Origin of the sequence: Chloroflexus sp. MS-CIW-1 (genome assembly GCF_030444705.1) — a bacterium.
Classification (GTDB): Bacteria; Chloroflexota; Chloroflexia; order Chloroflexales; family Chloroflexaceae; genus Chloroflexus.
On record NZ_JAUBWR010000001.1, the window covers coordinates 1,295,966 to 1,321,064 of the forward strand.

Genomic DNA, 25,099 nt, shown 5'->3' on the forward strand with positions numbered 1-25,099 from the left:
ATTGGAAGAATCTTTCGCGGACTAACGGATTGTGCTGCCCTTGAATGGCGAAGGTGGTGGAGTGAGGCTAGGTGTAAGCCTGTATTAAGCTTGCACGTGGCTGTATCATTCAGGCTAAGTTTATTGTAGCTATCACAGTTCCAGGAATCGTCTGGACTGCGATGCGGTTGCGAGATAGCGCCGAGATACGGTTGATAACTGCACACACCGTAGGGGCAGGTTTGCACCCACCCCTACGGTTCTGATTAAGCATACATTTTGACCTAGAGGGAAGGGTTTGAGTGAACGTTCCCGATACTCTCTTCTCTCTCCTACCTTCTCTCTCCTACCTTTTCTCTCTCTGCTACTGGCGCAATCGTTGGCACAACCCACGGTTCGGCTTGGCGACACAGAACGATATGTTTACGCCAGGATTCCTCGCTGTGTGGATAATCTTGACGGAAATGACCACCACGACTCTCAGTGCGCAGCAGTGCTGCGGCAACAATTAATTGTGCGGTAAGCGCTGCATTAACGGCAGTAAGGTGATCGGCTTCATCAGGATCGGCACTGACCGGCCAGGTTGCCAGTCTGATTAATGCTGCACTAAGGGTGTCACCGTGACGGATTGGCCCAGCAGCACGCATAATATCGGCCAGGATCGTCCGCCAGTTGGCATCGGGTGGCGCTGAAATAGGTGCAGGTGGTAGCGGATCGGGGAGCGGTACCTCCTGATCGCGAAGGGCCGCTGCTGCTTCTCCGGCCCGCCGCCCAAACACCAGACACTCAAGAAGCGAGTTGCTGGCCAGGCGATTGGCGCCATGAACACCGGTGCATGCCACTTCACCGGCCGCAAAAAGACCGGGTAAGCTGGTTGCACCGCTCAAATCAGTACGCACACCACCCATCAGATAATGAGCCGCCGGTGTGACGGGTATCGGAGTCCGGGTGGGATCAATGCCATCGGCACGAAGATGGGTACAGATCGTCGGGAAGTGGTGCTCGATCAGATGGGCCGGTAGGTGAGTCAGATCGAGCAAGACATGGTCACATCCTTCGGCCTGCATCGCCGCAACGATTCCGCGCGTCACGACATCACGTGGCGCTAATTCGGCACGCGGGTCGTAGTCGGGCATAAAGCGGCGCCCGCCGGGCGTGAAGAGCAGACCACCTTCACCGCGTGCTGCTTCGGTGATCAGGAAGCCATGCCCGGCCCGAGTCCGATAGACGGTAGGGTGGAATTGTACGAACTCCATATCGGCCACTTCTGCACCGGCCCGATAGGCCAGCGCAATCCCTTCGCCGAGTGCCGTTGGTTGATTGCTAGTCAGGCCGTATAATGCACCGGCGCCGCCGCTGGCCAGCACAGTTGCTTTGGCCAGTACCCGCCACCATGTCCCATCAACCATGCGTACCAGCGCGCCAACCACTCGCTCTCCGGCGGTTAGCAGTTCAACCGCCTGGGCCTGCTCGCGGATAGCGATCAGCGGTGTTGCCCGGACACGCTCGATCAGCACCTGCGTCACTGCCCGTCCGGTCGCATCACCGACGTGAACGATGCGGCGGCGGGAATGTCCACCTTCCAGTCCTAATGCGAACTGGTCGGCGTCGCGCTCGAAGGGAACACCCAACGAAGCCAATTCGCGCATCAGGGCCGGGGCTTCGTTGGCCAGTACTGCCACGGCAGCCGGATCACACAGCCCTGCTCCGGCGATCAAGGTGTCAGCTACGTGAATACCGGGCGAGTCGGCTGGGTCGAGGGCAGCGGCAATTCCTCCCTGTGCCCAGGCTGAATTGCTTTCAGGTAACGATCCACGCGCCAGTACCAACACCCATGCGCCGCGAGCTGCGGCGGCCAGCGCTGCGGTTAGGCCGGCTGCACCGGCGCCAATCACCAACACATCCACCTGGCGGTCACGCATGGGAGGGAGTCGGCTGAGGATACTGCGTGAGGCAGGAATAGTTGCCATACGTGGTTCCTTTACGATAAAGACCTGAACCTTCCTTACCGGTCAGCACGGAAGGCGATCAGGCTGAGAGATACTTACAGAGCCAACATGCGATCAATCGCCAGCCGTGCGCGGTTGGCAATCTCTGGTGGAACGGTCACCTGCTCGCGTAGATCACGAAGACTGTTACGCACCTTCTCAAGCGTAATGAGCTTCATATACCGGCAACTGATCGACTCATCAATCGGTACAAACTGTTTGTCAGGATTGGCTTTGCGCATCCGATGCAGCACACCAATCTCAGTAGCAACAACAAAGCGGCTGGCCGGTGAGCGATTGACATGCGCAATCATGCCTTCGGTCGAGAGAATATGGGTTCCCCGCCCATCAATCACTCCGCGGGCCAAATAGTCCATAGTGCTAGTGACGCAGCCACATTCAGGGTGAATCAGAAACTCGGCATCGGGCATAGCTGATCGCTTTTGTTCGATCATTGTTGGCCGAATGGCAGCGTGTACGTGACACTCACCGGCCCAAATCTTGATCGGGCGACCTGTCTTCTGGCGGAGATAACTGCCTAGAAACATATCGGGTAAGAACAGAATAGTTTTATCGGCAGGGATGGCGTTGATTACCCGTTCGGCATTGCCTGAAGTACAGCAATAATCACTCTCGGCCTTGACGGCTGCACTAGTATTGACATAACTAACTACTACTGCATCTGGATGGGCTGCTTTCCATTGACGCAGTTGTTCGACTGTAATCGAATCGGCCAGCGAGCAGCCGGCATTGGCGTCGGGGATCAGCACAGTACGCTGTGGATTGAGAATGGCCGCCGTTTCGGCCATGAAGTAGACACCACAGACCACAATAACGTCGGCATCAGTACGTGCTGCTGCCTGTGCCATACCAAGCGAGTCACCAACGTAGTCAGCGATCTCTTGAATTTCGCCGTATTCGTAATTGTGGGCCAGAATGATCGCGTTGCGTTGGCGACGCAATTCATTGATCTCGGCAATGAGTGTTGCTGCGGTTTCACCGGTCGTTTCGTAGAGCTGGGCAACCATAAGTGAGTGCTCCAATTTAGTGTTATTATTACACTTTTAAGAATTGTGAAGAGTATACACTGCGGGTGAGATATTGTCAAGAGGTCACTAAAAATCTATCCAATGTCATCGCGTTCCTAAAGAGTGCTATTGTGCAAAGGAATATTCTCAAGAGGCTACTAAAAAATTTTTCATCCAATAGGCCTTTTTCCCCTCTTCTCTTTTGGTGCTCTTGGTTGCACAATAAGGACACAGCCGCAAATCGTAGCTATAGACGGCCATCTGGTACCGGTTATGCTAGAGATTTGCCGGGCGTAACCCTGAAACAATCTTCGGCGATGGATCGTTTAGGTATGTAAACATATATACCACCGCCGAAGGGATGTATGGAAACACTCATGACCGGTCAGGTAACGGAATGGCGTGATCTGGAAGGCTACCTTGAGCCGCACCAGCTCACGGAACTGATGATGACGGGTGATCTACCTGCCGAGACACGGTTGCGTCTGGGGCGTGATTTGCGATCCCGGTTGGCTGCCCATGCGGCCTATATTCCGCCGCAACTGGTACACCATCAACTGACCAATCCGCAGCCCGGTCGTATCAGTGGTGCTTTTTGGGAGGGAGCACTCCTCTTCGCCGATCTCTCCGGTTTTACCGCACTGTCCGAACGACTATCGGTGTTGGGCCGACAGGGCGCCGAAGAGGTTTCGGCAGTGGTAAACCGGCTATTTGCAAATCTCCTGCACGAAGTACAGGTTCACGGTGGGTCTTTACTGAAGTTTGGTGGCGATGCGCTGACGGTCTTCTTCGATGCCGCAATCCTGGGTGAGCACCACGCGATGGCTGCCTGCGCGGCGGCACTGGCGATGCAGAAGCGGATGACCGAGTTCGCCAATCTGTCGACGCGCGCCGGCGAATTTACCCTGCGTTTACGGGTTGGCGTGCATGTCGGGCGCGTATTTGCGGCTGAAGTAGGTGATCAGAGTCATATTGAATTGCTGGTGACCGGCCCGGAGGTGAATCGGGTGGCGCTGGCCCAGGAGATTGCCGCGCCTGGTGAAGTTGTCGTTACTGAGCAGACGTTGCATCGTTTAGCTTTCTATCGTGTCGAACAGCGACGGGCTGGATTTTACCATCTGCTTGATCTGTCGATGACATCGCTGCCATCAGTATCGTCGTTGACATTGCCGCTCAGCGGTCCAGATGATCTGGCGACACTCAATCGGCTGGCACGCCAACTGGCGGCTCTGCAACCGTACCTCGTCTATCGTTTACCGCGTCGTTTCCTTGATCCTGCGGCCGGCGAATTGGGTGAATTTCGCCCGGTGACGGTGCTCTTTGTCAATATTTATGACTTTTCAGCGTATCTGAACCGCTTAGAGAACGATCCGGCGTTGGCAGCTACGATCTTCAATGCGTATTATCGGCGCGCCCAGGCGGTTGTACATCACTATGAAGGGATTGTAAATAAAGTAGATATGTACACCCACGGCGATAAGCTGATGGTGTTGTTTGGAGCACCCACAGCCCATGAAGATGATCCTGTTCGTGCTGTCCATTGTGCACTCGAACTACGAAACCTCATGCGGGATGTGAATCGCGAGATCGGCGAACGAGTAGGGACGGATGTGATACCACTGAGGCAGAAAATTGGTATCAACACCGGTACCGTCTTTGCCGGGCGCGTTGGTGGATCGACTCGTTATGAATACACGGTGATGGGGTCGGCAGTGAATCTGGCGGCGCGGTTGATGGCGGCAGCTCCCGAAGGGGCCATCTATCTCTCACCGAGCACGCAGGTTGCGGTACGTGATTATTTTGCGCTCAAAATGGACCCTCCTCTGACCCTGAAAGGGCTGAGTGAACCGGTGACGCCAGCGCAGGTGCTGCATCATACAACGAGTGTAACCACACGCCATGATAGCGAACACCTGTTGATAGCACCGTTGATCGGACGTGATGCTGAATTGCATCAGGTGTTGAAGACGGCCCGCGCTGCATTAAAAGGTCAGGGAGCAACCATTGTGCTGGTCGGTGAGGCTGGCGCCGGTAAATCCCGCCTGGCCGAGGAGACCATTCAGCGCCTGGTCATTGATTCGACGGTGTCTCACGGTCCTGCTGAAGGGGTGCCGCCGTTCACCATTCTATTCGGGGATTGTCAGAGTTATGAACAGCGAACTCCGTATGCAGCCATTCGGATGCCTTTGCTGAGCGCGCTAGGCGTTGATCTACGGGATACACCGGATCGTATTGCTGCCAGTGTTGTGGCGCGTGTCGAATACCTGGTACCGGAAGTCGGGCGCTTTGCACCGTTACTGGCCGATGCACTTGGGGTACCGATTACCGATACCCCGTTGACAGCCGGCATTTCAGCACAGCAACGTCATGATCGTCTACAGGAATTGATCGTTGCCATCTTTCTGGCGCTGGCCGACCGTGAATCATTGCTCGTGTTGCTTGAAGATTGTCACTGGGCTGATGTGCCATCTCTCGAGGTGTTGGAACGGTTGAGTAAAGCGGCGGTAGGTCGAAAGTTAGCGTTACTGCTCACCTACCGACCTGAAATGATTTCACCGGCGCCATGGGATGATCTGCCCGGCACGGTGCGTCTCGTGTTGGGTGAGCTAAAGCCAGAAGATAGTCGGTCGTTGTTGGCCGCTTTCCTCGGCGGTTCACCGCCAGATGAGATATGGCCGCTGTTAGATCGCACGCAGGGCAACCCATTTTTCATCGAAGAACTGGTGCGGACGCTGATCCGTGATCGATTACTGGTACGTGAGCAGCCAGGAGGGCCATGGCAACTGACGCGACCAATTGAAAAGATCGAAATCCCGCAGAGTATTGAAGGCTTGCTGATAGCACGTCTTGATCGGCTCGATGAACCACGCCAAGAGTTGGTTCAGGTGGCATCGGTAATCGGACGCCGTTTCCAACGTCCGGTGGTTGAAGGGGTGTACTCGAATCCACCGGTGCTTGATGAGAGCTTACAACAATTGATTAGCAATGAATTGTTCCAGGCCGATCAGCAAGAGCAGATTCTGTCATACATGTTTCGGCATGCCCTGCTCCGTGATGTGGCGTATGAAGGCATTCTCTACGCTCGACGGCGTATGTTGCACGCACGAGTTGCTCGTCGGATTGAGCAGATTGCTGCGCATAAACTTGAAGAACAGTACGCCGTGCTGGCGTGGCACTTTTTGCAAGCCGAAGAGTGGCAGCCGGCAATGCACTACCATCTGCTGGCGGCGGCGCAGGCCTACCGTCGCTTTGCCAACCGCGATGCCCTGGCCCTGTATACAACTGCGCTTAACATTGCGCCACGATTGGCAACGGTACTTGCTCCAGATCGCTTGATTGATCAGGTGGCGGAAATTCATGAAGCCATTGGTGAAATTCATTTAACGCTGGGCGAATATGACGAAGCTGAGTACCACTTTCGGGAAGCACTCCAATTGAGTATGCCACTTGCAAACCAGGAGGTCAGTGAACGCTGGCTGCGCATGCATCGCATGTTGGCTGCGGTCGAAGAACGGCGCTCAAATTATGAGCGTGCTTTTGCGCTGTTGACGGATGGGATGGCGCACGCCCACAAAGATTTGCAGGCCGAGACGGCCCGCTGTTATCTGCTGGGCGCCGGGATTGCGTATCGTACCGGCGATTATAAGTATGCAATGGAGTGGGCCAATATCGGCTACAAGCTGGCTGAACAGAGCAATAGTGTGACCGATCAGGCGCGGGCTTTCAAGATTATTGGCAATATTGCCAGCTTTCAAGGTGACAGAAATCAGGCAATTGAAACGCTTAACCGGGCGCGTGCTCTCTACGAACAGGCAAATATGCTGGCCGGGCTGTGTGATGTACTCAATGACCTTGGACGAGTGTATACGCAAGCCGGGCGTTGGGACGAAACGATTGCGGTGTTCGAGCAGTCGATGGCTATCTCGGAGGCGATTGGCGATGTGCTGGCAACGGCCCGTACTGCGAATAATCTGGCGGTGGTGCTGGTTGGGCGTAATGAACTAGACCGTGCTGGTGCGTTGTATCAGCGTGCCAGTGAACTCTTCGCCCGCATCGGTTCACGCTTAGGCGTGGCCGTTACCAGCTACAACCGGGGCGAAGTGTTGCTCAACCAGGGTTATGCTGCTGAAGCACTTGCTCTGTTTACGGCAGCTATCGCTGATCTGGAAGCGATCAACGCCCGCAGTTTCTTGCCTGAAGTCTTTCGGCTGGCAGCTCTGGCCGAAATCGCGCTGGGTCGGCTGGATCAAGCCCGTACTTATGCTCAGCGCTCACTGGCTACGGCTGAAGAATTGGGTCAGGCCGATGATTCGGCCATTGCGTATCGGGTATTGGGTGAAATTGCCCTGGCTGCTGGCGAGCTAAACACGGCTGCGGAATTGTTTGAACGGAGCAGTACCCTCCTATTGCAACTGGCGAATCGGTATGAACTCGGCAAAGTACGTTATCAACAGGCCCGCCTGGCGCTTGCCCGCAACGATAGTGTAGCAGCAGTAGCGGCTCGCGCTGAAGCACGTGCCATCTTTACCGAACTGAATGCTCAACGCGATCTGGCGCTGACCGATCAATTGCTGGCGTGAGGAACCTTTTCCCTGCCGTAAAGGAGACCACTATGCAACGCTTTTTGTTCACACTGGTGATCTTTTCGCTCTTTTTGGCGCCAATGGCGTTGAGTTCTCGTCCGCAGGCGGTAACGGCGGCTGCAACTGAGCCGGTTCGGCTGACAACGATTACTGAATTACCGGCAATAGGAGAAGTAGAACCTAACAATCGGATTACACCACCCAGCGTTACGGCCCAGGCAATCGCGACCGGTCGTACCGATAGTTGGCGCCAGCCGATTAGCGGGGTCATTTCTGCGTCCGATGATATTGACTACTTTTCCTTCGACATCACTGCGCCCGGATCGCTAGTGACCATCGAACTGACTAATCTGAACGCCGATTACGATCTGGTCTTCGGCGGTGGAGTTGATCCGGCTACCGGGCAGGGTGGGGCAACTGATAGTTTCGAGTTTGATCCTGGTCGGCCAGGTCTGGAGGATGTTACCCAGATAGGAGGGCAGATTACGTCTATTGGCGGTCAGATTACCTCAATCGGTGGGCAAATTACGTCTATTGGCGGTCAGATTACCTCAATCGGTGGGCAAATTACGTCTATCGGCGGTCAGATTACCTCGATCGGTGGGCAGATTACGTCTATCAGCGTCAATCCTGGCAATCGAGATGAACGGATTGAAACCATCGTCTGGCAGGCGGGCCGCTATTTTGTGGCCGTTGCCCCGGCAAGTGCTGGTCAGACCAGTCCATTGCCTTACCGTCTGACCATTACGCTCGAACGTAGCACGCTGCAATCACTGGGGCCAGCGCCGCATGTGCAGTTTCTCATCGATACCCCTGATCCTGATGTCTCAACGCTCTACATCATTAATTCAGCGCGGATGCAAGCGCTGTATCCGAGTGAGCTAACTGCCATCAGTGCAATTACAACAACGCTTCAGGGATCATACTCGCAGACCCAGACGTTAGTCTATGGGGCTTCGTACAATGATCTGATTGTAGAGAAGGGGGCAGTGATTGATCTGGCAAATCTAGAAGTCATTGCCGGTAGCGGCGCCCAGCCATTCAATCAATTGCTTGAAGACTGGGGCCAGCCAGTCGTCAATCAAGCCAATCCACTCTATGCGAACTTCTTGGCCCAGATTATCGATCACGTGATCGAGGCGGCAATTAGCCCTGATGGCAGCGGACGTTCGGGTGATGTGCGTATACGATACCGGATACGGGCGAATAACGACTCTAACTTAGGCAACGAAAACAACGCAGGTACGCCATATCCAAATGTGCGCCATATTGTGTTGATCGGGAGCGATGAGGTCATACCATTCTTCCGTTTGCCTGATTTAACGACGATTGCCAACGAGGCCGATTATCTGGAGTATCTGAAGACTGTTGACTCACGGTCTAATGGCGCCAGCCTGATCTCGCCCAGCAACCCGCTTGGTGCAGCGCTGCGCAATCGAATGTTGCTGAGCGATAACCCCTACGGTACCGACCGGCCCTACCGTTTCTACGGCTTCCCCCTCTTTGTGCCGGAATTAGCGGTCGGGCGTATTGTTGAACGTCCCGGCGAGATTGCCGATTTTCTACGCCGTAATGCGCCCTGGTGGAGTGATAATAATATCGAGTTGAGGGAAGATCTGAAAACTTCCAACTCCAGCTTGTCATTGACCGGCTACGACTTCTTGATCGATGGCGCCAATGCAATTTCACGCACCTTGCAGCAGGCAACCAGCGTTAGTGTGACCAAACGGGTCTTGAACAACAATACGTGGAATCGCAATGCGTTTGAAAACCAATGGCTTGAGCAACCGCTCGACACTCCTGGCTTTTTCACTTCAACCCTGGAGTTTTATTCGCGAACGCAGACCCTGGTTAGTTCACTGAATGCGCATTTCGATCACTGGCAACTGATCCCGGCGGTTACCGATGGCGGGAACTTTCCAGCCGAGCGTATTCTATCAGTAGCGTACAGTTCAGGTTTTGGTGACCTCGCTACATCATGTGATTTCTATCCTTCGATATGCCCAGGATTCTTCTCCAACACACTCTACTATTCTGTCGGTTGTCATAGTGGCTACAATGTGCCATATCAGGCTATCGATCAGTTACTCGATATACCCACTCCTTTCTACGCTGCTGACTTCGCCCAAGCCTTCAACCGCCACGCCGGGAACTGGATCGGCAATACCGGCTACGGTTATGGTACGCTCGATGGGGTAGACTACAGCGAACGACTGGCGGCGCTGTTAACCCAAGAGCTGGTGCGGAATGAGGTGCGTCCCGACACGAGCGCTACCAACGGTGAGACATACGTCGGGCGTAGTATTGGCGATGCGCTGGTGAACGCGAAACTACGCTATCTGCGCACTGCGCTTGGCCTCAATGCGTATGACTACAAAGTGTTGTCGATTACAACTCTTTATGGCTTGCCATGGAAGCGGATCTTTGTCGATAACCCGCTCACGGCTGCTATCGAAGACCTGAACGCGGAATTGCCGCCCGGTGATCGCACAGCACCTATACCAGTTGCCGGCAGCCAGTTGACCCGTACTATTACCTTTACCATTAGCTACGATGCCAACTATCTCCAGCCAACCCGCAGTGGGCAATTGGTGCAACTGAGTGCCGAGAACTTTACGATTACCGATACGTTCTTGCTGACCAGCACCTTTAATGTTACGCCGACGGTCACAGTCTTTAACAACAACCTGATCGGCATGCCGGGTTTACCGGCTTTTGCCTACGACATCACTGCGTTGTCGGGTAGTGACGACGATGATGATCGGCCACCACTGGTAGTACGTGATGTCATTTTCATCGGTGGTCAGTACAATACGGTCAACAATTTCAACCCCACCGTCACCCAAATTGTCACCGAAACGTTCACACCGCTGATCAGTACGACTGTCGAACCCGATTTCAGTGCCGGGGTTGGTTTCTGGGTTCCTGATCGTTTCTTCGGTCATAGTCGTACTGAAGGCAACAACGGGCCGCGTGATACGCTGATCAGCACGGCTGCCCAATTCCGAGCGACTGATGGGGTCACCGGAACACTGCGCACTTATACGCAGCTCGTCTTCCAGGTCATCTATACCGATCCGGCGGCCACGAATGCTAATATCGCGCTCAACGATCAGACGCCACCGGTGATCGAGCGGGTGCGGATTGCCGGTCAGGATGCGAGTCCTCAGAGTGTTTCTACGCCGATAGAAGTGTTGATTAGCGATCCAGATCACCCGACAAATCCCCAGGTCACCGTCACCGGTGTCTACCTTGCCGCAGATGATGTCACCTGGACACCGCTCACCTTTACACAAGACGATCAAAATCCACGACGCTGGGTTGCCACTGTCCCACGTAATTGGCCCGATGTGCGGATCATCATCACGGCGATTGACCAGGCGGGCAATTCGGTGATGTATACGGCGAAAGGTCTATTTGCTCCGCCAACGTATCAGCTCTTCCTACCGGTGATCCAGCGCCAGAACGCGCCTCTTTCCAGTGGGAGTCCAGCATGGCAACGGTTGTATCTTCCGTTACTTTCGCGGGATGCGTCGCGGCTTGTGTATGAGTAGGGCTATCGGCAGGGCTTTTCAACGTCTTTTTCTGCCTGGCGGTAGTGATGGGGAGATAGCTGAAAGAGGAGTGAGCGGAGGGTAGTGGTTTTCAAGGTGTCCGAGTTTTCGGTCATGCTTCATACGCTGATGGTGAGTTGAAGCCTTGCTGCGCAGTTTTCTAACCAAGTTCCTCAATGCTTGTTATGCAGAGCACGGCTGGCGCCCTCACCTTGCCCTGGCCCCTTCCTCTCCCAAAATGGGAGAGGAAGGGAAATGTGACAGACAGTAGCCGCCAGAAAGAGATTATTTCAGGTTTCCATCGAACTTTTTGCCAGGATCACCTCTTGCGGATGCGCTGTTCTTGCCGCAGGACATGACAAGTTACGTCTTCTGAATAACTACAAGGCCGAACCCGGGGGTAGGACGAGGTTCTACCCCTCTGATGATGATTGCAGGTGCTCCCGCGCCCAAAGCGCGGCCTGCGTTCGGTCGCGTACTGCCAGCTTGGCGAAGATGACGCTCAGATGGTTTTTCACCGTACCTATACTCAAGGCAAGGTGCTCACCGATTTCCTGATTCGTGAACCCTTGCGCCAACAGGCGTAAAATCTCGCGTTCACGAGGGGTCAGGAGCATTGCAACGTCGGGTGGAGCAGTCGTTTGTGGTGGAGTGGCGGAAGCCATCTGCGCGATTCGGGGAAGAAGCTGCGCTGTAATCTGAGGATGGATCAGCGCACCGCCACCGGCCACGGTACGAATGCTATCTGCAAGCACCCGATGATCGACATCTTTCAGCAGATAACCGCGTGCACCGGCTGCAATCGATTGCAAGACCCGTTCATCGTCATGAAACGTCGTCAGCATAATCACTGCCGGACGTGGCCCGCGTTGCGTAAGCTGACGGGTGGCCTCGACGCCGTCCATAATTGGCATCATCACGTCCATCAGTACCACATCGGGATCGAGTGCAGCAACCAGATCAAGCGCCTCACGACCATTGGCCGCCTGACCAACGACCTCAATATCGGCCTTGCGCGCCAGTAGTGTTGCGATACCGGTGCGAATCAGCGCCTGATCATCAACAATCAATACGCGAATCGTCATGATTTATCCTCAGCTTCAAACGGGATCACCAGTCGTAACCGCCAACCCCCGTCTGGCAACGGTCCGGCATCCATACCACCGCCAAGCAGTTCAACCCGTTCTCGCAAACCGATTAATCCGAAACTACCACTGCCCAGGTCAACCTTTGGCGACATCCGATCTGAGCGGTCGTTATTCGTGATTGTCACAACCACATATCCGTCATCGGCTTTGATGTCGATCACCATCGTATCAGCCCTGGCATGCTTGCAGGCGTTCGTCAAACCCTCTTGCACAGCACGATATATGCAGTGAGCAACCGCAGGCGGCACATCGTCAATCTCACCCTGGATCGTCAGCTCAACCGTTGCCCGCGTGCTTTGCGCACACTGGTGTACCAACTGTTGCACGCTCTGGGTCAGGCCAGTGCTCGGAAAGGGCAAATCGGCATCAACCACTGTCAGCAGACTCTGCCATGCACTCCGCAATATTTCTCGACTATGTGCGAGATGGTCACGTGCGGCCAGCGGATCTTCTTCGGCCAATTCAGTAGCTAACTGCAATTCGAGATTCATCAATACCAGTTTCGAGCCGAGATCATCGTGTATTTCACGAGCCAGCCGGGCGCGTTCAGCCGCAATCGTGATCGCCTGTATCTCCTTCGCCTGTTGCTGCATTTCGGTCGTCAGTAAGTGCACCTGTTGCTCGGCCTGTTGGCGACGACGGAGTTGATAACGAGCCAGAAGGAGGGGTGTACCAACCAGGATCACTGCAATCGTAAGACTCACGACGGTGAGCACATCGAGATTCAGCGATTGCCAGAAACTGATCAGGAACAGCAACAGTGGTAATAGTGCGCCGAAGATCAGCACCTGTAGCGCCGAGAGGCGACTGGCCATCTGCCAGGCAACCAGCAACAATCCCCACAGCAACGGGAGCAAGTTGGTCATTGCCGCCATGAGGGTAATGGTCAGCGCTTGCGTTGCCAGGCCAATCTGTACGAAAGCACCCTGACGAACATATTGGGTAAAGGCACTGGCGATAATGAGTAATCCACCCAGCACAACCAACCAGAGCATAGCCGTGAGCGAAAGTGGACGCGGCTGGAGAAGGGCCAGACCCAGTGACAGACTGACAAAGAGGGCAGGTAAGAGCCAGGACAGCACATAAGATGGACGTGGCGCAATCAACGTCTCATCGAGCTGATTGTTGAGCGCCATTCTGGCCGGTTGTTCATCAAGTTCAGGCTGAGCACGCAGGATGTTAAGAGTCTCACGAAGGCGATACATTGCAGTGGCAGCGGCAGCACGAGGGGTATCGAGAGTTGTTTGCAGGCGTTGCAGGTTCGACTGTGCCGCGCTCAAGGCCGTCGTTATACTCCGTTCGGCATAAGCCAGCGTCTGCTGTACCTCGCTGGCTAACAGATTCATCAGCCGTTGCCGTTCTTCGAGCACTACCCGCTGTTGCGCTTCACGCAAAAAGGTCGAAAACGCTGCCGAGCGTTGTTGGAGCTGGTGCAACATCTGCTGAATTTGCTCACGCCGCCGGAGGTGGCGGGCATAGATAAACGCAGCAATGATGGCACAGATAGCCGGAAACGCCAGCACCAGATTACTCTGCAACCACGCTATCACATCATTTGAGAGTTGATAGCGCACAAGCGTCCACACCACCCATGCTGCAACAGCAATGATCGACCACAGCCATGGGCGGAACAACACAATTCCCTGCAAAATAAGAATGAGATAGATATAGTCGATCAGCGATGTTGGGTACAGCACCTGCGCACCAACTGCGGCAGCCAGCTCAAGACCGATCAATGTAATCTGTCCCCAAACCTTCAGAACACGCAGCGGCGTGAGCCACGCTAGCCCCAGCATCCCGATCAAACAGGCCAGCATCCCTACCAACCGTGGCCATGCTGCGCGTAGCATCGCATCACCCACGGCGCTCAAAGCAACAACCACCGTCACCAGCGAGAGCAAGACCAGAAAGACCAGTGCCGCTCGCTGATACCGTGAAACCATAGTTTCGATGAATGGTGATTGATGGTGTTTCATACTAAAAGTGTATCACATTATGCGAACCAGCTATGCAGAGCGGTGATGGGGGATAATTAACGACCTGGATGCGTGTATGGTCGGGAAGGGCTGCCCGGTGCCGGTAGGGGTGGGTTCCTGAGCGGCCCATTACTGAAGGGAGGGACGGAAGTCGTTTTGAGGCGAATGATGTTATTTCTGCAACGCGGAGTGGAGGCAAGTTGTTCTCAGACAGACGAGCGACCTATGATTCAACCAGAATGAACGTGCAGTTCAGGATGATTCAACCCGGTACAGTGACGACAAGATGAATGATTTCAATAAGTAGAAATGGCTTGGTGCTGGCTCCTATGCTAAAATGCCAATAACCTCATGCTGAAGGAAAACCATAGAGCCATAGGCTTTTGGTCGTCTATGATGTGGCGGAGACGATTTTGAGCGAATAGCGAATGTTGGGGCAAGACTACGGTCAGACGAACTGCCGACTCTTGGCCGCGATTGCGCAGGTGGTTTTGCGCCGCTAGCGGTATTTGATGTGACTGTTTGAATCAGCGTTCTGAAGTTCGTGAAGTAGCTACAGAAGAAGATATTGTCGTATCTATACGGGATGAAAAACTCTATGAACATCACACTAAAGATATTAACACCCTTATGGACCGGCGGTGTGGATCAGACCTGCGACCGCCTGCACGAGACGGGGCTAATCGGTTCGCTACGCTGGTGGTATGAGGCACTGGTGCGCGGCTTGGGCGGGTATGCGTGCGACCCGACGGGTGAAGATCGTTGCCCCGATAAAGATAGTAATCGTTGCGTGGCATGCGAGTTGTTCGGCTGCACCGGTTGGGCGCGCAAGTTTCGGTTGGCGATGCGTACAACACCGCATATTGAAAACAAAGCTATCGCAGCAGGACAGTCACTTGAAATCGCAGTCATCCCACTACGAAATATTGAAGCCGAAGAATGGTGTTTGCTCAATGCCACCTTTCGTCTGATTTCTGAATATGGCGCTATTGGCGGTAAAACGATTTTTAAACCGTCCGATGAACCGAAGCGACAGAACAAATTTCATCACCTGGATTTTGGGTTAGTCACGGTCGAATTCTCTAAGGAAAGCCAGTGTCAAAATTTAGATTCAGAGACGATCAAAAGATATGTGACCGACAGAAAATGGCGCTCGGGGAACCATAAAGATTATTCCTGGGCTTCTTTGCAACATTTCTGGTGTGTAAATGGGCGGTATCTGGCAAGACAAGATGATAAGACTAGCACTTTCAATCAGGTGTTGGGTAGAAAACAGCCAAAAGGACAAGGACAATCTCTCGAAGACCAAAGCGAACCCTCTCGTTGGCTTGCAGGAAGTCAGCAGGAGAGTAAGAAGGTATCCAGTTTCAAGTCTCCTGACAAAGGTCGGACATTTGGCTTTGTAAAGCCGGGTACAGTGGATTTTGACGAAATAAAGAGCCGTCTTAGACAGGTTTGGTCAGATTTTAACCCTGACAGAGAATTTATGACGGGCGAAGAAGTACTAAGAAAAATTTTCACATGATGAGGTGATGCATGAGTTATGACCTGTACGTCGCCCAACCCCAAGGCGATATTCCTACCCAATTGCGTTTGCTGGTTACCAAGCCGGATAGTGCAAAGGCCGCCAAACGGTTTGTCCAATTTGTGCACGGGAAGGCGTCACAATTTAACAATTTTATTGACCAGAAATGTAAGCATCTGAAATCTTTAGGCTTACTTCCTACCCCGCCTGATATGGCCTTGCTCCCTCCCGGCTCCTGGTTCCTGCAATTCACCTTCACCCTCGCCAGACCCTGGATCAGCAAGGACGATGACCCCTTCTACGTGGCCGAGAGCGTCAATCCGGTGCGCAAGGATAAGGTCTTCAAAGTTCCAACGATGTCGGCGGCGAGTTGGAAAGGACTGCTGCGCTGGACGGCGATGCACACCCGCCTGGTGTTGCAAAAGGACAAACTTGCTGCTGACGAGTTTGCCAAGGAACGCTTTGTTCAGACCTTGCTCTTTGGCGATGAGAAAGGTGAAGAACCAGGGCAAACGAAAGATTTTGCCGCCTACCTCGATGCACTCAAGCCGGAAGCCCGTCAGGACTATGAGCGTCTCTTGCGCGACCATTACAAACTGAGTTCCGATGATCCTCTCCCCCACCACAGCGGTCGGCTGATGTTCTACCCCACATTCTTCAATCTGATCGACGTGGAGGTCATCAACCCGCACTCGCGCAAGACTAGAGCCGGTACGCACCCGATTTACCTTGAGTGCGTCCCTATTGGAGCAGAAGGCACTTTCAGTTTGCTCTACGTTCCCTTCGACCTGATCAGCAAAGACGAAGCCCAAACCAAGATGCAGGCGTTAGCAGACCTGAAGTTGGTTGCCGAAGGGCTGCAAGCCATGTTCCTCACCTACGGCTTTTCCGCCAAGCGTACCAGTGGGTACGGGGTGGCCAAAGAGACCGTCAGCAATGGCTTTGTTCAAATCCGCATTGAAGAAACGCAGTCACCGCCTTTGCCCGTGCCATCCGCTGCGACGCCGAACCTGCCCAAATATCTTCAAGCCCCCGGCAAACTGAAAGACGAATATCTCAACCCCGATGGTACCTTCCGCGAACGCAGTGACGCAGAGCTGAAAGGTATGAGTAAATCTGACCGTCAGGAATACGAGAAAGCCAGGAAGTGGTGGGAACGCGAGGGGAAGGCTCTGTCCAGCCAATCACCTGCTGAAATTGAGCCTGAAAAACCTGAAACTCAAAAACCTACCTGGCCGAAGAGTGAGTTTGACTCATTCGATAAACTGAATAAGGTCGCGAAAGAATTGCTCGAAAAACAAGCAGGTGCGCAATGAGCGATCAGACTTTCTCTAAGGTCGCGGAAAAACTCAATGCCCTGTCCCCTGTGCTTGATGCCCTGCGCCACGGCATGGGTGATGATCTGGTAGCGGTGGTGCTGTTTGGTTCCCAGGCTCGGGGCGAGGCAGATTCGCAAAGCGATTGGGACTTGTTGGTGATCGCTTGCAATCTGCCGCCCAAAGCCCTGGCGCGTCATTTTTATCTCAAGAGCATGCTCCCAGCAGACTGGCGAGCGTGCATTAGCCTCCTGGCCAAAACGCCGCAAGAGTTCGAATCGCGCTTTCCGTCACTCTATCTGGATATTGCCCTGGATGGCATTGTCCTGTTCGACCGTGAGGAATACATGACCCGACGCCTGGAATGGATCCGCCAGCAAATCCAACGTCACCACCTGCAACGTCTCCGCCTCGACCGCGACCTGATGTGGTATGGGCCATCCCCCCTTTCAAAGCTCGGCTGGGAGGGATTCGCATGAGCAACTCCGAATCACGCTATCGGTTACGCCTTGCCAGGGGCTTCCTCGAAGAGGCCCGTCAGGATGTATCGCTTGGTCGCTGGCGCTCGGCGCTGGATAACAGCCAACTGGCGGTGGAACATGCTGCAAAGGCCGTGTTGGCTCTGCTCGGGCCGGTCGGACGTACCCACAACCCGGCTGTCCATCTGCGGGAGGCGCTGGCAAAGGGCCGCTTTGATCCGGCACAGGCGCCTGCTGTGCAGGCGCTCGCAGAAAAAGCCGAGTTGCTCGGTCCCGATGTCCACATCCAAACCGATTACGGCGATGAGGTCGGCGGCCTGACGCCGTGGGAACTTTTCGATGAGAACGACGCTCGCCAGGCGCTTGCCCTGGCCGAAGAGGCCGTCACCCTTGCGGTGCAAATCATCCAGTAAGGTGAATCATCATGATGAGCCTTGAAGTTTTGAAGAACAACCGCGACGCCCTGCTCCTGGCGGAGGTGGCGGCGCTGCTGCATGATTGGCAAAAGTGTATAGACATGGCGGTAGCCTCACAATGGTCCAAAAATCGGCGTCTGGCTTCAACGTCCAAACCCAGTGAATGGCAAAGGCGCGGTTCGTACTTACGACCTGGGGAATTTGCTCTGGCTCTTTCGTCTATCTCCTTACAGCTTGATTCGAATTCGTCAATTGATCTGAAGACTTTGTGTGAAGAGGGAAGAAACCCTTCGTCTGCAAAAAGCCATTCCAATCCGCTGGTTTCTCTCTTAGGGGCGTGTCATGCACAGGCACACGTAGATAAAGAATTGGGCGAACAAGAACAAATTGAGGAAGCCTGTGACTGGATCAGCACAGCCTTTGGCTTTGAGGATGTGCAGCCAGTGGAGCTGCTTCAGCCACTACTGGATAAAGTTCGCCCTTTGCTGAATCGGGTATCCTACTCTAATAGGACAAATCTATTATCGAAAATTCGAGAAGTGTTCTCGAATGCTTGGGGAGACACTCGACGGCCTATCAACGAAGTCACTTTATGGGATTGGGGATATGCTGTATCAGCACTGTACAAATCGGTGCTTGCAGCCAAACTGATTCAGGCAGGTACCTCCCGCTGGCGTCTCCTCCGCATCAACTTCGATGTGCTCGCCCTCTACGCCAAAGCGATTAAAGTCGCCGACCTGCTCGGCTATCAGCGCGTTGTGGACAAAGCCTGTGAAACGGTCAAGCAACTCGTTGAGGAAGAATACCCCCTCGGCAACGAAATCTACCGTGATAGCACCGGCATCTACTTCACCTTCCCTGATCTTGATTTGCCTGCCGACCTGGCACAGGAGATTCGCCATCGCGTGGAAAGCGTGGAGATGGAACTCGCCCCGCGCATCGCTGTGACGGTGGGGGATGGAACCACTGCCACCGACCAACTCAAGAGCATTTTGGGCAAAGCGCGCAAGGAAGCCCTTGAAGCGTTGGCGCAGCCTTTCGATAGTCAACAGTTGAGTGCCTGCTGGCAGCAGCAGTGGACAACAGTAGGAGCAGGGCAATGGGAAGTCTGCCCGGTCTGCCGCCTGCGCCCGATGAGGGAGGGAAAAGAGGCATGCGAGACCTGCATGCAACGGCGTATGTCGCGTATCAAAACCTGGGAGAGCGATCCCGCGCAAACGATCTGGATAGACGAGATCGCCGACCACAACGACCGCGTGGCGCTCATTGTCGGCAGGTTCGGGCTGGATGACTGGCTCTCCGGCGATCTGGTGCAGACGATGCTGGTCAAGGCTGTACAAAATAATCCGAAAGACTGTGTTCCCAAAAACCCCTCTCCTGCCCGCCTGCGCCGCGTGTGGGAGACCTGCCAGCGTTTCTGGACGGAGACGGTGGAAAGGGAAATCCTTGCCAGACATCATTGCTATGGCGCACAGAATCCCAGCCTGCGCTGTGCGCGACTGCTGCTGACGCCGGACAAGACGAGTGGCTGGCGAGAAAATGTGCCGTATGATGGTGTGGTGAATGGTGGGGCGATTAGTTTACTGTGGCGTAAGGATGGTCAGCAGTTTATTACCATCAGCAATCTGGAACTGGCGGGCGATATTCAGCCGGGTCAAACCATTTTTGTCAGCGAACCGGATAGACCTCAACAAATCTCTTTCGTTGTTCAGAGTAAAGCACAGGCGACTGGGAAGATGGGGGCGTACACCCCCTGTCTGCGACTCCTGGCCTCCCCCGACCAGTTTCTGGCTCTCGTCCCTGCTGCTGCGGCACTGGAGATTGCAAAAAACATCCGTCAAGAGTACCAGAAACAATTCGGCAAAGTTCAGAACCGCCTGCCTCTCTTCCTTGGCCTGGTCTTCTTCCAGCGCAAGATCTCGCTGACTGCGGTGATGGATACTGCCCTGCGGATGCTGGCAGCCCCTCTCAAAGACGAACTGTGGAAGGTGGGACAGGACGTGACAAGTGGTCAAGTCAAGTTCATGAATGATGTTGAATGGAACATCCCAACCGTGATGGGTGATGGAACCACGCCGGATAACTGGTATCCCTACTTCTTCTTTAGTGGCACACCGGGTTGTGCCCAGCATTACTTTCAACACAATGGTAGTTGGCTCGTGCACGTGAACGACCTGAAGCAAGGCAATGAAGTTAAGGTCATTCCCTCCCGCTTTACGTACCTCTTTCTGGAAACCACCGCCCGCCGTTTCCGTTTTGACCCTGAACGCGATGTTATGCTGCTGGACGAACTTCCCCGACTGATGAAAATGTGGGATGACCTGAAGGGAAGTGGCATCACCGATACCGGCCTGCGCAATGTGCAGGCGTTGCTGGAACGCAAGGGCGAGACCTGGGGCAGGAAGAGCAAAGAGTTTGAGCATCTTGCCCACACGACGCTCAAAGAAGCTGGTTTGTTTAAACGAAAGGACCAGAATGGCAATTCTTTGCCTGATGTCGTCACACCGCAAGATGTAGTCAGCGGACGCTTTGCCCGCTGCCTGGAGCTTCATTTGTACATCCTCAAACTGAAGATCAAGGAGTCGTAAGATGGCGTATCAACCGGATGTACGCAAATATTATGCGCTCGCTCTCGATCCGATCCATGTTGGGACAGGCGGGATGCGTCTGGGGCGCGTCGACCTCTCCATCGTGCGCGAGCCGGGCACCAATCTGCCCAAGATTCCTGGCACCAGTCTTGCCGGCGCCGCGCGCGCCTATGCCGCTATGCAGGTCAACGGCAAGTTTCCTGGATGTGCTGGCCAGGGCGGCCACTGCGGCCTGCATGACTGCTCCATATGCGTTACCTTCGGTTTCGCTAAAGGGAGCGGGGCCAGTTTCCAGGGCCTGGCGCAGTTCTCGGATGCGCGGTTGATCTTCTTCCCTGTCCATTCTCTGGCTGGGCCGGTCTGGATCACCTGTCCAGAGATGCTCAAAGCGCTAGAAATCACTGAAGCCGAGCCGTCGGATGAGCAGGTGCGCGTCGCTGGCGGCGTCAAACACAGCGGCAAACTCAACCTGGGCTGGTTGATGCTTGAGGTGGCAGGGAACGCTTTTTCCTTAGACGGCAAACTGAGCGCTATTCCAGACGACATCAAAAATCGCGCTGTACTCGTCTCCAGCAAGATGTTCGGCCACATCGTCAACGACAACCTGGAGGTGCGAACTTCGGTGAGCATTGACCCGCAGACCGGTGCGGCTGCAGAAGGTGCCCTTTTCACCTACGAGGCTCTGCCTCGCGCCTGTGTGCTCTATTTTGAAGTGGTCGTCAGTGACCCGAAGTTTTATCAGATCAACGGCCAGCAACCACTCAACACTGGTGGTAAACAACAGGTGATTGATACTGTTCGGAAGGGTCTCACTCTTTTCGAATTCCTCGGCGTGGGCGGCATGAACACCCGTGGCATGGGGCGGCTGCGTGTGCTGAATCTCAACGCAGGAGGCAAGCAATGAGCGGGCAGAATCTGGATCAACTTTGCGCTCAGTTTGGCTGGAAGATCGCCGATGAAGTTCACAAAGCGATTGACAAGAATGCCGAAAACCACATCACCAAATCGCTGGGCATCTTGCAGGAGGATGGCGTCTACGCCTTTTTCCTGTATCAGGCTTCTCGAGGGCAGCGAGAAAAGCCAGGCGCCGACAGGTTGCAATATCAAGCTAAAGAACTTCTGAAGCAGGCTGGTATCTATGGATTTGCGAATACCAGCGATCCTCTAGCGGCTGTGCGTGACCACCTGGCAGGCAATCTTGATCAACTTCTCCTCGCCAAGCGCCTGCTGGAACAGGCCCTGATCTACGCTCGCTACCACGCCAAGGCTCTGGAGGGATGAGATGTCCTGGCAGAAGTTTCGTGTTATCTACGAACTCCACAGCCCATTGCACATTGGCTACCATAAAGTGGGCAATGTGCAGCGCACGCGCTACTACATTCCCGCACGTAACCTCTGGGGTGCGGTGACCGAAGCCTTGACGCGCCGGGGCTTTTCAACCCACGGTGTTTCGTCAGGCGACTATCAGCAGGTCGGCGAATGGGTCAAGACCCATTGTGCCTTTGGCTACTGGTTTGTCTATGAGAACTCACAAAAGAACTCACAAAAGAACTCACAAGAAAACTCACAACTTCTGACACCCTGCTATTGTGGAGATGGTCTAAAATACGGCAATTTGAGTGTCACTGAGTTTGAACGCCGTTACCTAGACTCCCACGTCACTACTGCGTTAGACTCGAAGACGAATTCAGCCCAACATGGAAGTCTGCATGAAGTCGAATTCATCGCACCGTATAGCCGACAAAATGGTGCACGAACACAGGTAAGCGGTCTGGTATTCCTGGACGATAAAGCGAAAAAGATACTGAATTGGGAATACTGGTTGAGCAATCTCCAGGTCGGCGGAGAGCGACGCTATGGCTTTGGGACGCTTCGATTGGTAGACATGAAGTTGGAAGGTGATCCGATCACATGCACACGTCCATGTCAATCCGTTTCCAAAAATACTTCCTTCCTGGCCCATGTCAGTGTGACAACAAAGGTCCAGATACGTGGGCAGATCGAGCCGCTGGTTGGTCGAGTGACATCTCAAAGTCACGCTTTTGGGTCGAGTTTGACGTCGGCCATCTTTTGCTGGACTCCTGGATCGATACCAATGGATGACGTACAAGTTCAGTTTGAACAAGAAGGTTATTGGGTTGTTCTTTGACCAACAAGAAAAACGCGCTGTCGTGGTGAGTGTAGGCGGTAAAGAAAAACCATGCCGAATAGACCGTCTCCCATCAACATCGGGCAGATTGCCGATCTGTTGGCCGGTTATGATTTCATCGAATTCGCCCTCCTCTCCTTGCATCTCAAAACCCCCCAGACGATTCTGATCTGCATACCACAAACCGATCAGGTCAGACAGCGCATTGAGTCAGTTATTGGCCAGTGTCGTTCAATCAGTTGTGATGCCTACGATATTGAGAGTCTGGTCAAGGCGCTTGATGAAGAGCTGGCAAATCAGCAGGGCACTGACCTTATTTTTAACCTTACTGGCGGCACCAAAGCGATGGTACTGGCGACAAATCAGGTAGCAATGAAGCGTGGTGCACCGGTTGTTTATCTCGAGAGTGAGCGCACCCAGAACGTCCTCTACGAGTACCGTTACGATAACCAGCAAACGTTGCGTTTGCAAGGAAAGACTACATTACCAAAACTCATTAACATTAAACAATTTCTTGATGCCCACATCGGCAAGGGGCAATGGCAGGAGGCAGGTCCCTCGAAAGATATTGGCGGTGCCTTTGAACAGACGGTTGCCGATGCGATACGGGCCAGACTGTCGCAGGCTGAGGTAAAACAAGGGATCAAGTTCCTGGGAAGTAATGGGCGACCACAGGTAGATCTGGATATTGTTGTGCGCTGTGGTAATCAATTTGCCCGTATTGAGTGCAAATCACAAGGAAAGACAACCACGCTGGACGCGGCGAAGCAATTGAACCTGGTGAGCGAGCTGCTCGGCGTGTATACGCGAAAGTTCATCGCTCTGAGTAACGAACCGAATCCTGACCATCAGGCGGTTTATGGAGCAACGCGCACGCAGGTGATAGTGTTGAAGAGTTTTGATGGTCAGAACCTGTCTGCGAATGATCAGCAGCAATTGGCTGACACGATTGCGCAGACTATCGGATGCCAATAGACAAACCTAGGAGTGCGAGCTTCTGGTCCGTGTCTTGATATGACAGGGAATAGTATTTTGAACCACCCTGAGAGTGTGAGCCTCTAGCCCGCATCTCCCCTTGCAAGCAGAGGATGGGATTAGAAACCGCTCCTACTACTTATCAACAGTGACAAAACTGCCCTACCCACTGTTCGGGTAGGGCAGCAGATTGAGACCGGAGGCGAGAGGGGGTTACGTGTCAGAGTGATTGACGACCGGCGGTTGTGGACGCGGTGATGGATGCGGTCGTGTCCCCCACAACGATTGGAGATACTGACGTGCACCATCGGTGCGCCGATCCAGCAGCATAATAAAGCGACTCGCATTTGCTAAGCCAAGACGTTCAACCAACGCTGCCCATCCTTCCTCGATCAACCGAGTCTCAGATTGATTCATCGCATCTGCTCCTTAACTAATTGTAGGTCGGCCTCGACCATCATCTGCACCAGTTCGGTAAACGAGGTGCGTGGTTGCCAGCCAAGCTTTTTGCGCGCTTTACTAGCATCACCGATCAGCAGGTCTACTTCAGCCGGACGCATAAAACGCTGATCGATGACCACATAATCGCGATAGTCAAGACCAACATAACTAAACGCCAACTCGCAGAACTCTCGTACCGAATGAGTTTCACCGGTTGCAATCACATAATCGTCGGGCTGATCTTGTTGGAGCATCAGCCACATTGCTTCAACGTAGTCACCGGCAAACCCCCAATCACGGCGGGCTTCGAGGTTGCCCAACCGTAGCTCTTCATCGAGCCCTAGTTTGATCCGCGCGACGCCGTGCGAAATCTTGCGAGTGACAAACTCAAGCCCGCGTCGTGGACTCTCGTGGTTAAACAGAATGCCTGATGTTGCATGCATGCCGTAGCTTTCACGGTAATTAACCGTAATCCAGTGACCGTATACCTTGGCAACCCCATACGGGCTGCGGGGGTAAAATGGGGTCGTTTCCTTCTGCGGCACCTCCACCACTTTGCCGAACATTTCACTGCTCGACGCCTGATAAAACCGGATTTCGGGATCAACGATCCGTACCGCATCCAGTAACCGTGTGACGCCAAGGGCGGTGGTTTCACCGGTAAAGACCGGTTGGGGCCAGGATGTCTGAACGAAGGACTGGGCGGCCAGGTTGTAGACTTCGTGCGGGCGATGCTCGCGCAAGATGTGAATCAGCGATACTTCATCGAGCAAATCGCCACTGACAAGCGTAATTTTGTCTTGAATATGTTTGATACGCTCGAAATTGACAGTACTGGAACGGCGTACCATGCCGATCACTTCATACCCTTTTCCGAGTAGAAATTCAGCAAGGTAGCTTCCATCTTGGCCGGTAATACCGGTGATTAACGCACGTCTTGGAGCCATTGTTCAC

General features: G+C 54.0%; 17 protein-coding genes. 11 read left to right on the forward strand and 6 right to left on the reverse strand.

Annotated features, from left to right (window positions below; all coding sequences use genetic code 11):
• Positions 1–311 precede the first annotated feature (311 nt).
• Both nadB and nadA read right to left on the reverse strand, forming a co-directional pair.
• The gene (nadB, locus tag QTO31_RS05165; protein ID WP_301428346.1) at positions 312–1,949 is read right to left on the reverse strand and encodes an L-aspartate oxidase; all 1,638 of its coding nucleotides are present in this window, start codon (positions 1,947–1,949) and stop codon (positions 312–314) included.
• A 74-nt stretch (positions 1,950–2,023) separates the two neighbouring features.
• Positions 2,024–2,995: a quinolinate synthase NadA gene (nadA, locus tag QTO31_RS05170; protein WP_301428347.1), complete on the reverse strand. Its 972-nt coding sequence runs from the start codon at positions 2,993–2,995 to the stop codon at positions 2,024–2,026.
• Between the two features lie 365 nt (positions 2,996–3,360).
• Between nadA and QTO31_RS05175 the strand changes: the two genes are divergently transcribed.
• Together QTO31_RS05175 and QTO31_RS05180 are read left to right on the forward strand one after the other, a co-directional pair.
• On the forward strand, positions 3,361–7,575 hold the full coding sequence (locus tag QTO31_RS05175) for an adenylate/guanylate cyclase domain-containing protein (protein WP_301428348.1): 4,215 nt from the start codon (positions 3,361–3,363) through the stop codon (positions 7,573–7,575).
• Between the two features lie 32 nt (positions 7,576–7,607).
• Positions 7,608–11,132, forward strand: a complete 3,525-nt coding sequence (locus QTO31_RS05180; RefSeq protein WP_301428349.1) for a peptidase — start codon at positions 7,608–7,610, stop codon at positions 11,130–11,132.
• 413 nt (positions 11,133–11,545) lie between these two features.
• Here QTO31_RS05180 and QTO31_RS05185 read toward each other — a convergent pair whose 3' ends face one another.
• A complete protein-coding gene (locus tag QTO31_RS05185; RefSeq protein ID WP_031458269.1) occupies positions 11,546–12,217 on the reverse strand; it encodes a response regulator in 672 nt (223 codons plus the stop codon).
• Positions 12,214–14,256, reverse strand: coding sequence for a histidine kinase (locus tag QTO31_RS05190; protein WP_301428350.1), 2,043 nt, complete (start codon positions 14,254–14,256; stop codon positions 12,214–12,216). Before QTO31_RS05190 ends, QTO31_RS05185 begins: the two co-directional genes overlap by 4 nt.
• Positions 14,257–14,854: 598 nt before the next feature.
• Between QTO31_RS05190 and cmr1 the strand changes: the two genes are divergently transcribed.
• From cmr1 to QTO31_RS05235, 9 genes are read left to right on the forward strand one after another with little or no spacing between them, the layout of a single operon-like run.
• Positions 14,855–15,781 carry a type III-B CRISPR module RAMP protein Cmr1 gene (gene cmr1, locus QTO31_RS05195; protein WP_301428351.1) on the forward strand — a complete coding sequence of 309 codons (927 nt, stop codon included), beginning with the start codon at positions 14,855–14,857 and terminating at the stop codon, positions 15,779–15,781.
• An 11-nt stretch (positions 15,782–15,792) separates the two neighbouring features.
• Entirely contained in the window at positions 15,793–17,097 is a 1,305-nt protein-coding gene (locus QTO31_RS05200; RefSeq protein WP_301428352.1) for an RAMP superfamily CRISPR-associated protein, read from the forward strand.
• On the forward strand, positions 17,094–17,576 hold the full coding sequence (locus QTO31_RS05205) for a nucleotidyltransferase domain-containing protein (protein WP_301428354.1): 483 nt from the start codon (positions 17,094–17,096) through the stop codon (positions 17,574–17,576). The genes QTO31_RS05200 and QTO31_RS05205 overlap by 4 nt, the downstream gene beginning before the upstream one ends.
• Positions 17,573–17,989, forward strand: coding sequence for a HEPN domain-containing protein (locus QTO31_RS05210; protein WP_301428355.1), 417 nt, complete (start codon positions 17,573–17,575; stop codon positions 17,987–17,989). Before QTO31_RS05205 ends, QTO31_RS05210 begins: the two co-directional genes overlap by 4 nt.
• A gap of 11 nt (positions 17,990–18,000) precedes the next feature.
• On the forward strand, positions 18,001–20,580 hold the full coding sequence (locus QTO31_RS05215; RefSeq protein ID WP_301428356.1) for a CRISPR-associated protein Csx11: 2,580 nt from the start codon (positions 18,001–18,003) through the stop codon (positions 20,578–20,580).
• A 1-nt stretch (position 20,581) separates the two neighbouring features.
• The gene (gene cmr4, locus QTO31_RS05220) at positions 20,582–21,484 is read left to right on the forward strand and encodes a type III-B CRISPR module RAMP protein Cmr4 (protein ID WP_301428357.1); all 903 of its coding nucleotides are present in this window, start codon (positions 20,582–20,584) and stop codon (positions 21,482–21,484) included.
• On the forward strand, positions 21,481–21,861 hold the full coding sequence (locus QTO31_RS05225) for a hypothetical protein (protein ID WP_301428358.1): 381 nt from the start codon (positions 21,481–21,483) through the stop codon (positions 21,859–21,861). Before cmr4 ends, QTO31_RS05225 begins: the two co-directional genes overlap by 4 nt.
• 1 nt (position 21,862) lies before the next feature.
• Entirely contained in the window at positions 21,863–22,729 is an 867-nt protein-coding gene (locus QTO31_RS05230; RefSeq protein ID WP_301428359.1) for an RAMP superfamily CRISPR-associated protein, read from the forward strand.
• Positions 22,730–22,780: 51 nt separating this feature from the next.
• Complete coding sequence (locus tag QTO31_RS05235) at positions 22,781–23,704, forward strand: hypothetical protein (protein WP_301428360.1); 924 nt, start codon at positions 22,781–22,783, stop codon at positions 23,702–23,704.
• 213 nt (positions 23,705–23,917) lie between these two features.
• Here QTO31_RS05235 and QTO31_RS05240 read toward each other — a convergent pair whose 3' ends face one another.
• On the reverse strand, positions 23,918–24,121 hold the full coding sequence (locus QTO31_RS05240) for a hypothetical protein (RefSeq protein WP_028458263.1): 204 nt from the start codon (positions 24,119–24,121) through the stop codon (positions 23,918–23,920).
• A complete protein-coding gene (gene gmd / locus QTO31_RS05245) occupies positions 24,118–25,092 on the reverse strand; it encodes a GDP-mannose 4,6-dehydratase (RefSeq protein ID WP_028458264.1) in 975 nt (324 codons plus the stop codon). Before gmd ends, QTO31_RS05240 begins: the two co-directional genes overlap by 4 nt.
• Between the last annotated feature and the right edge of the window lie 7 nt (positions 25,093–25,099).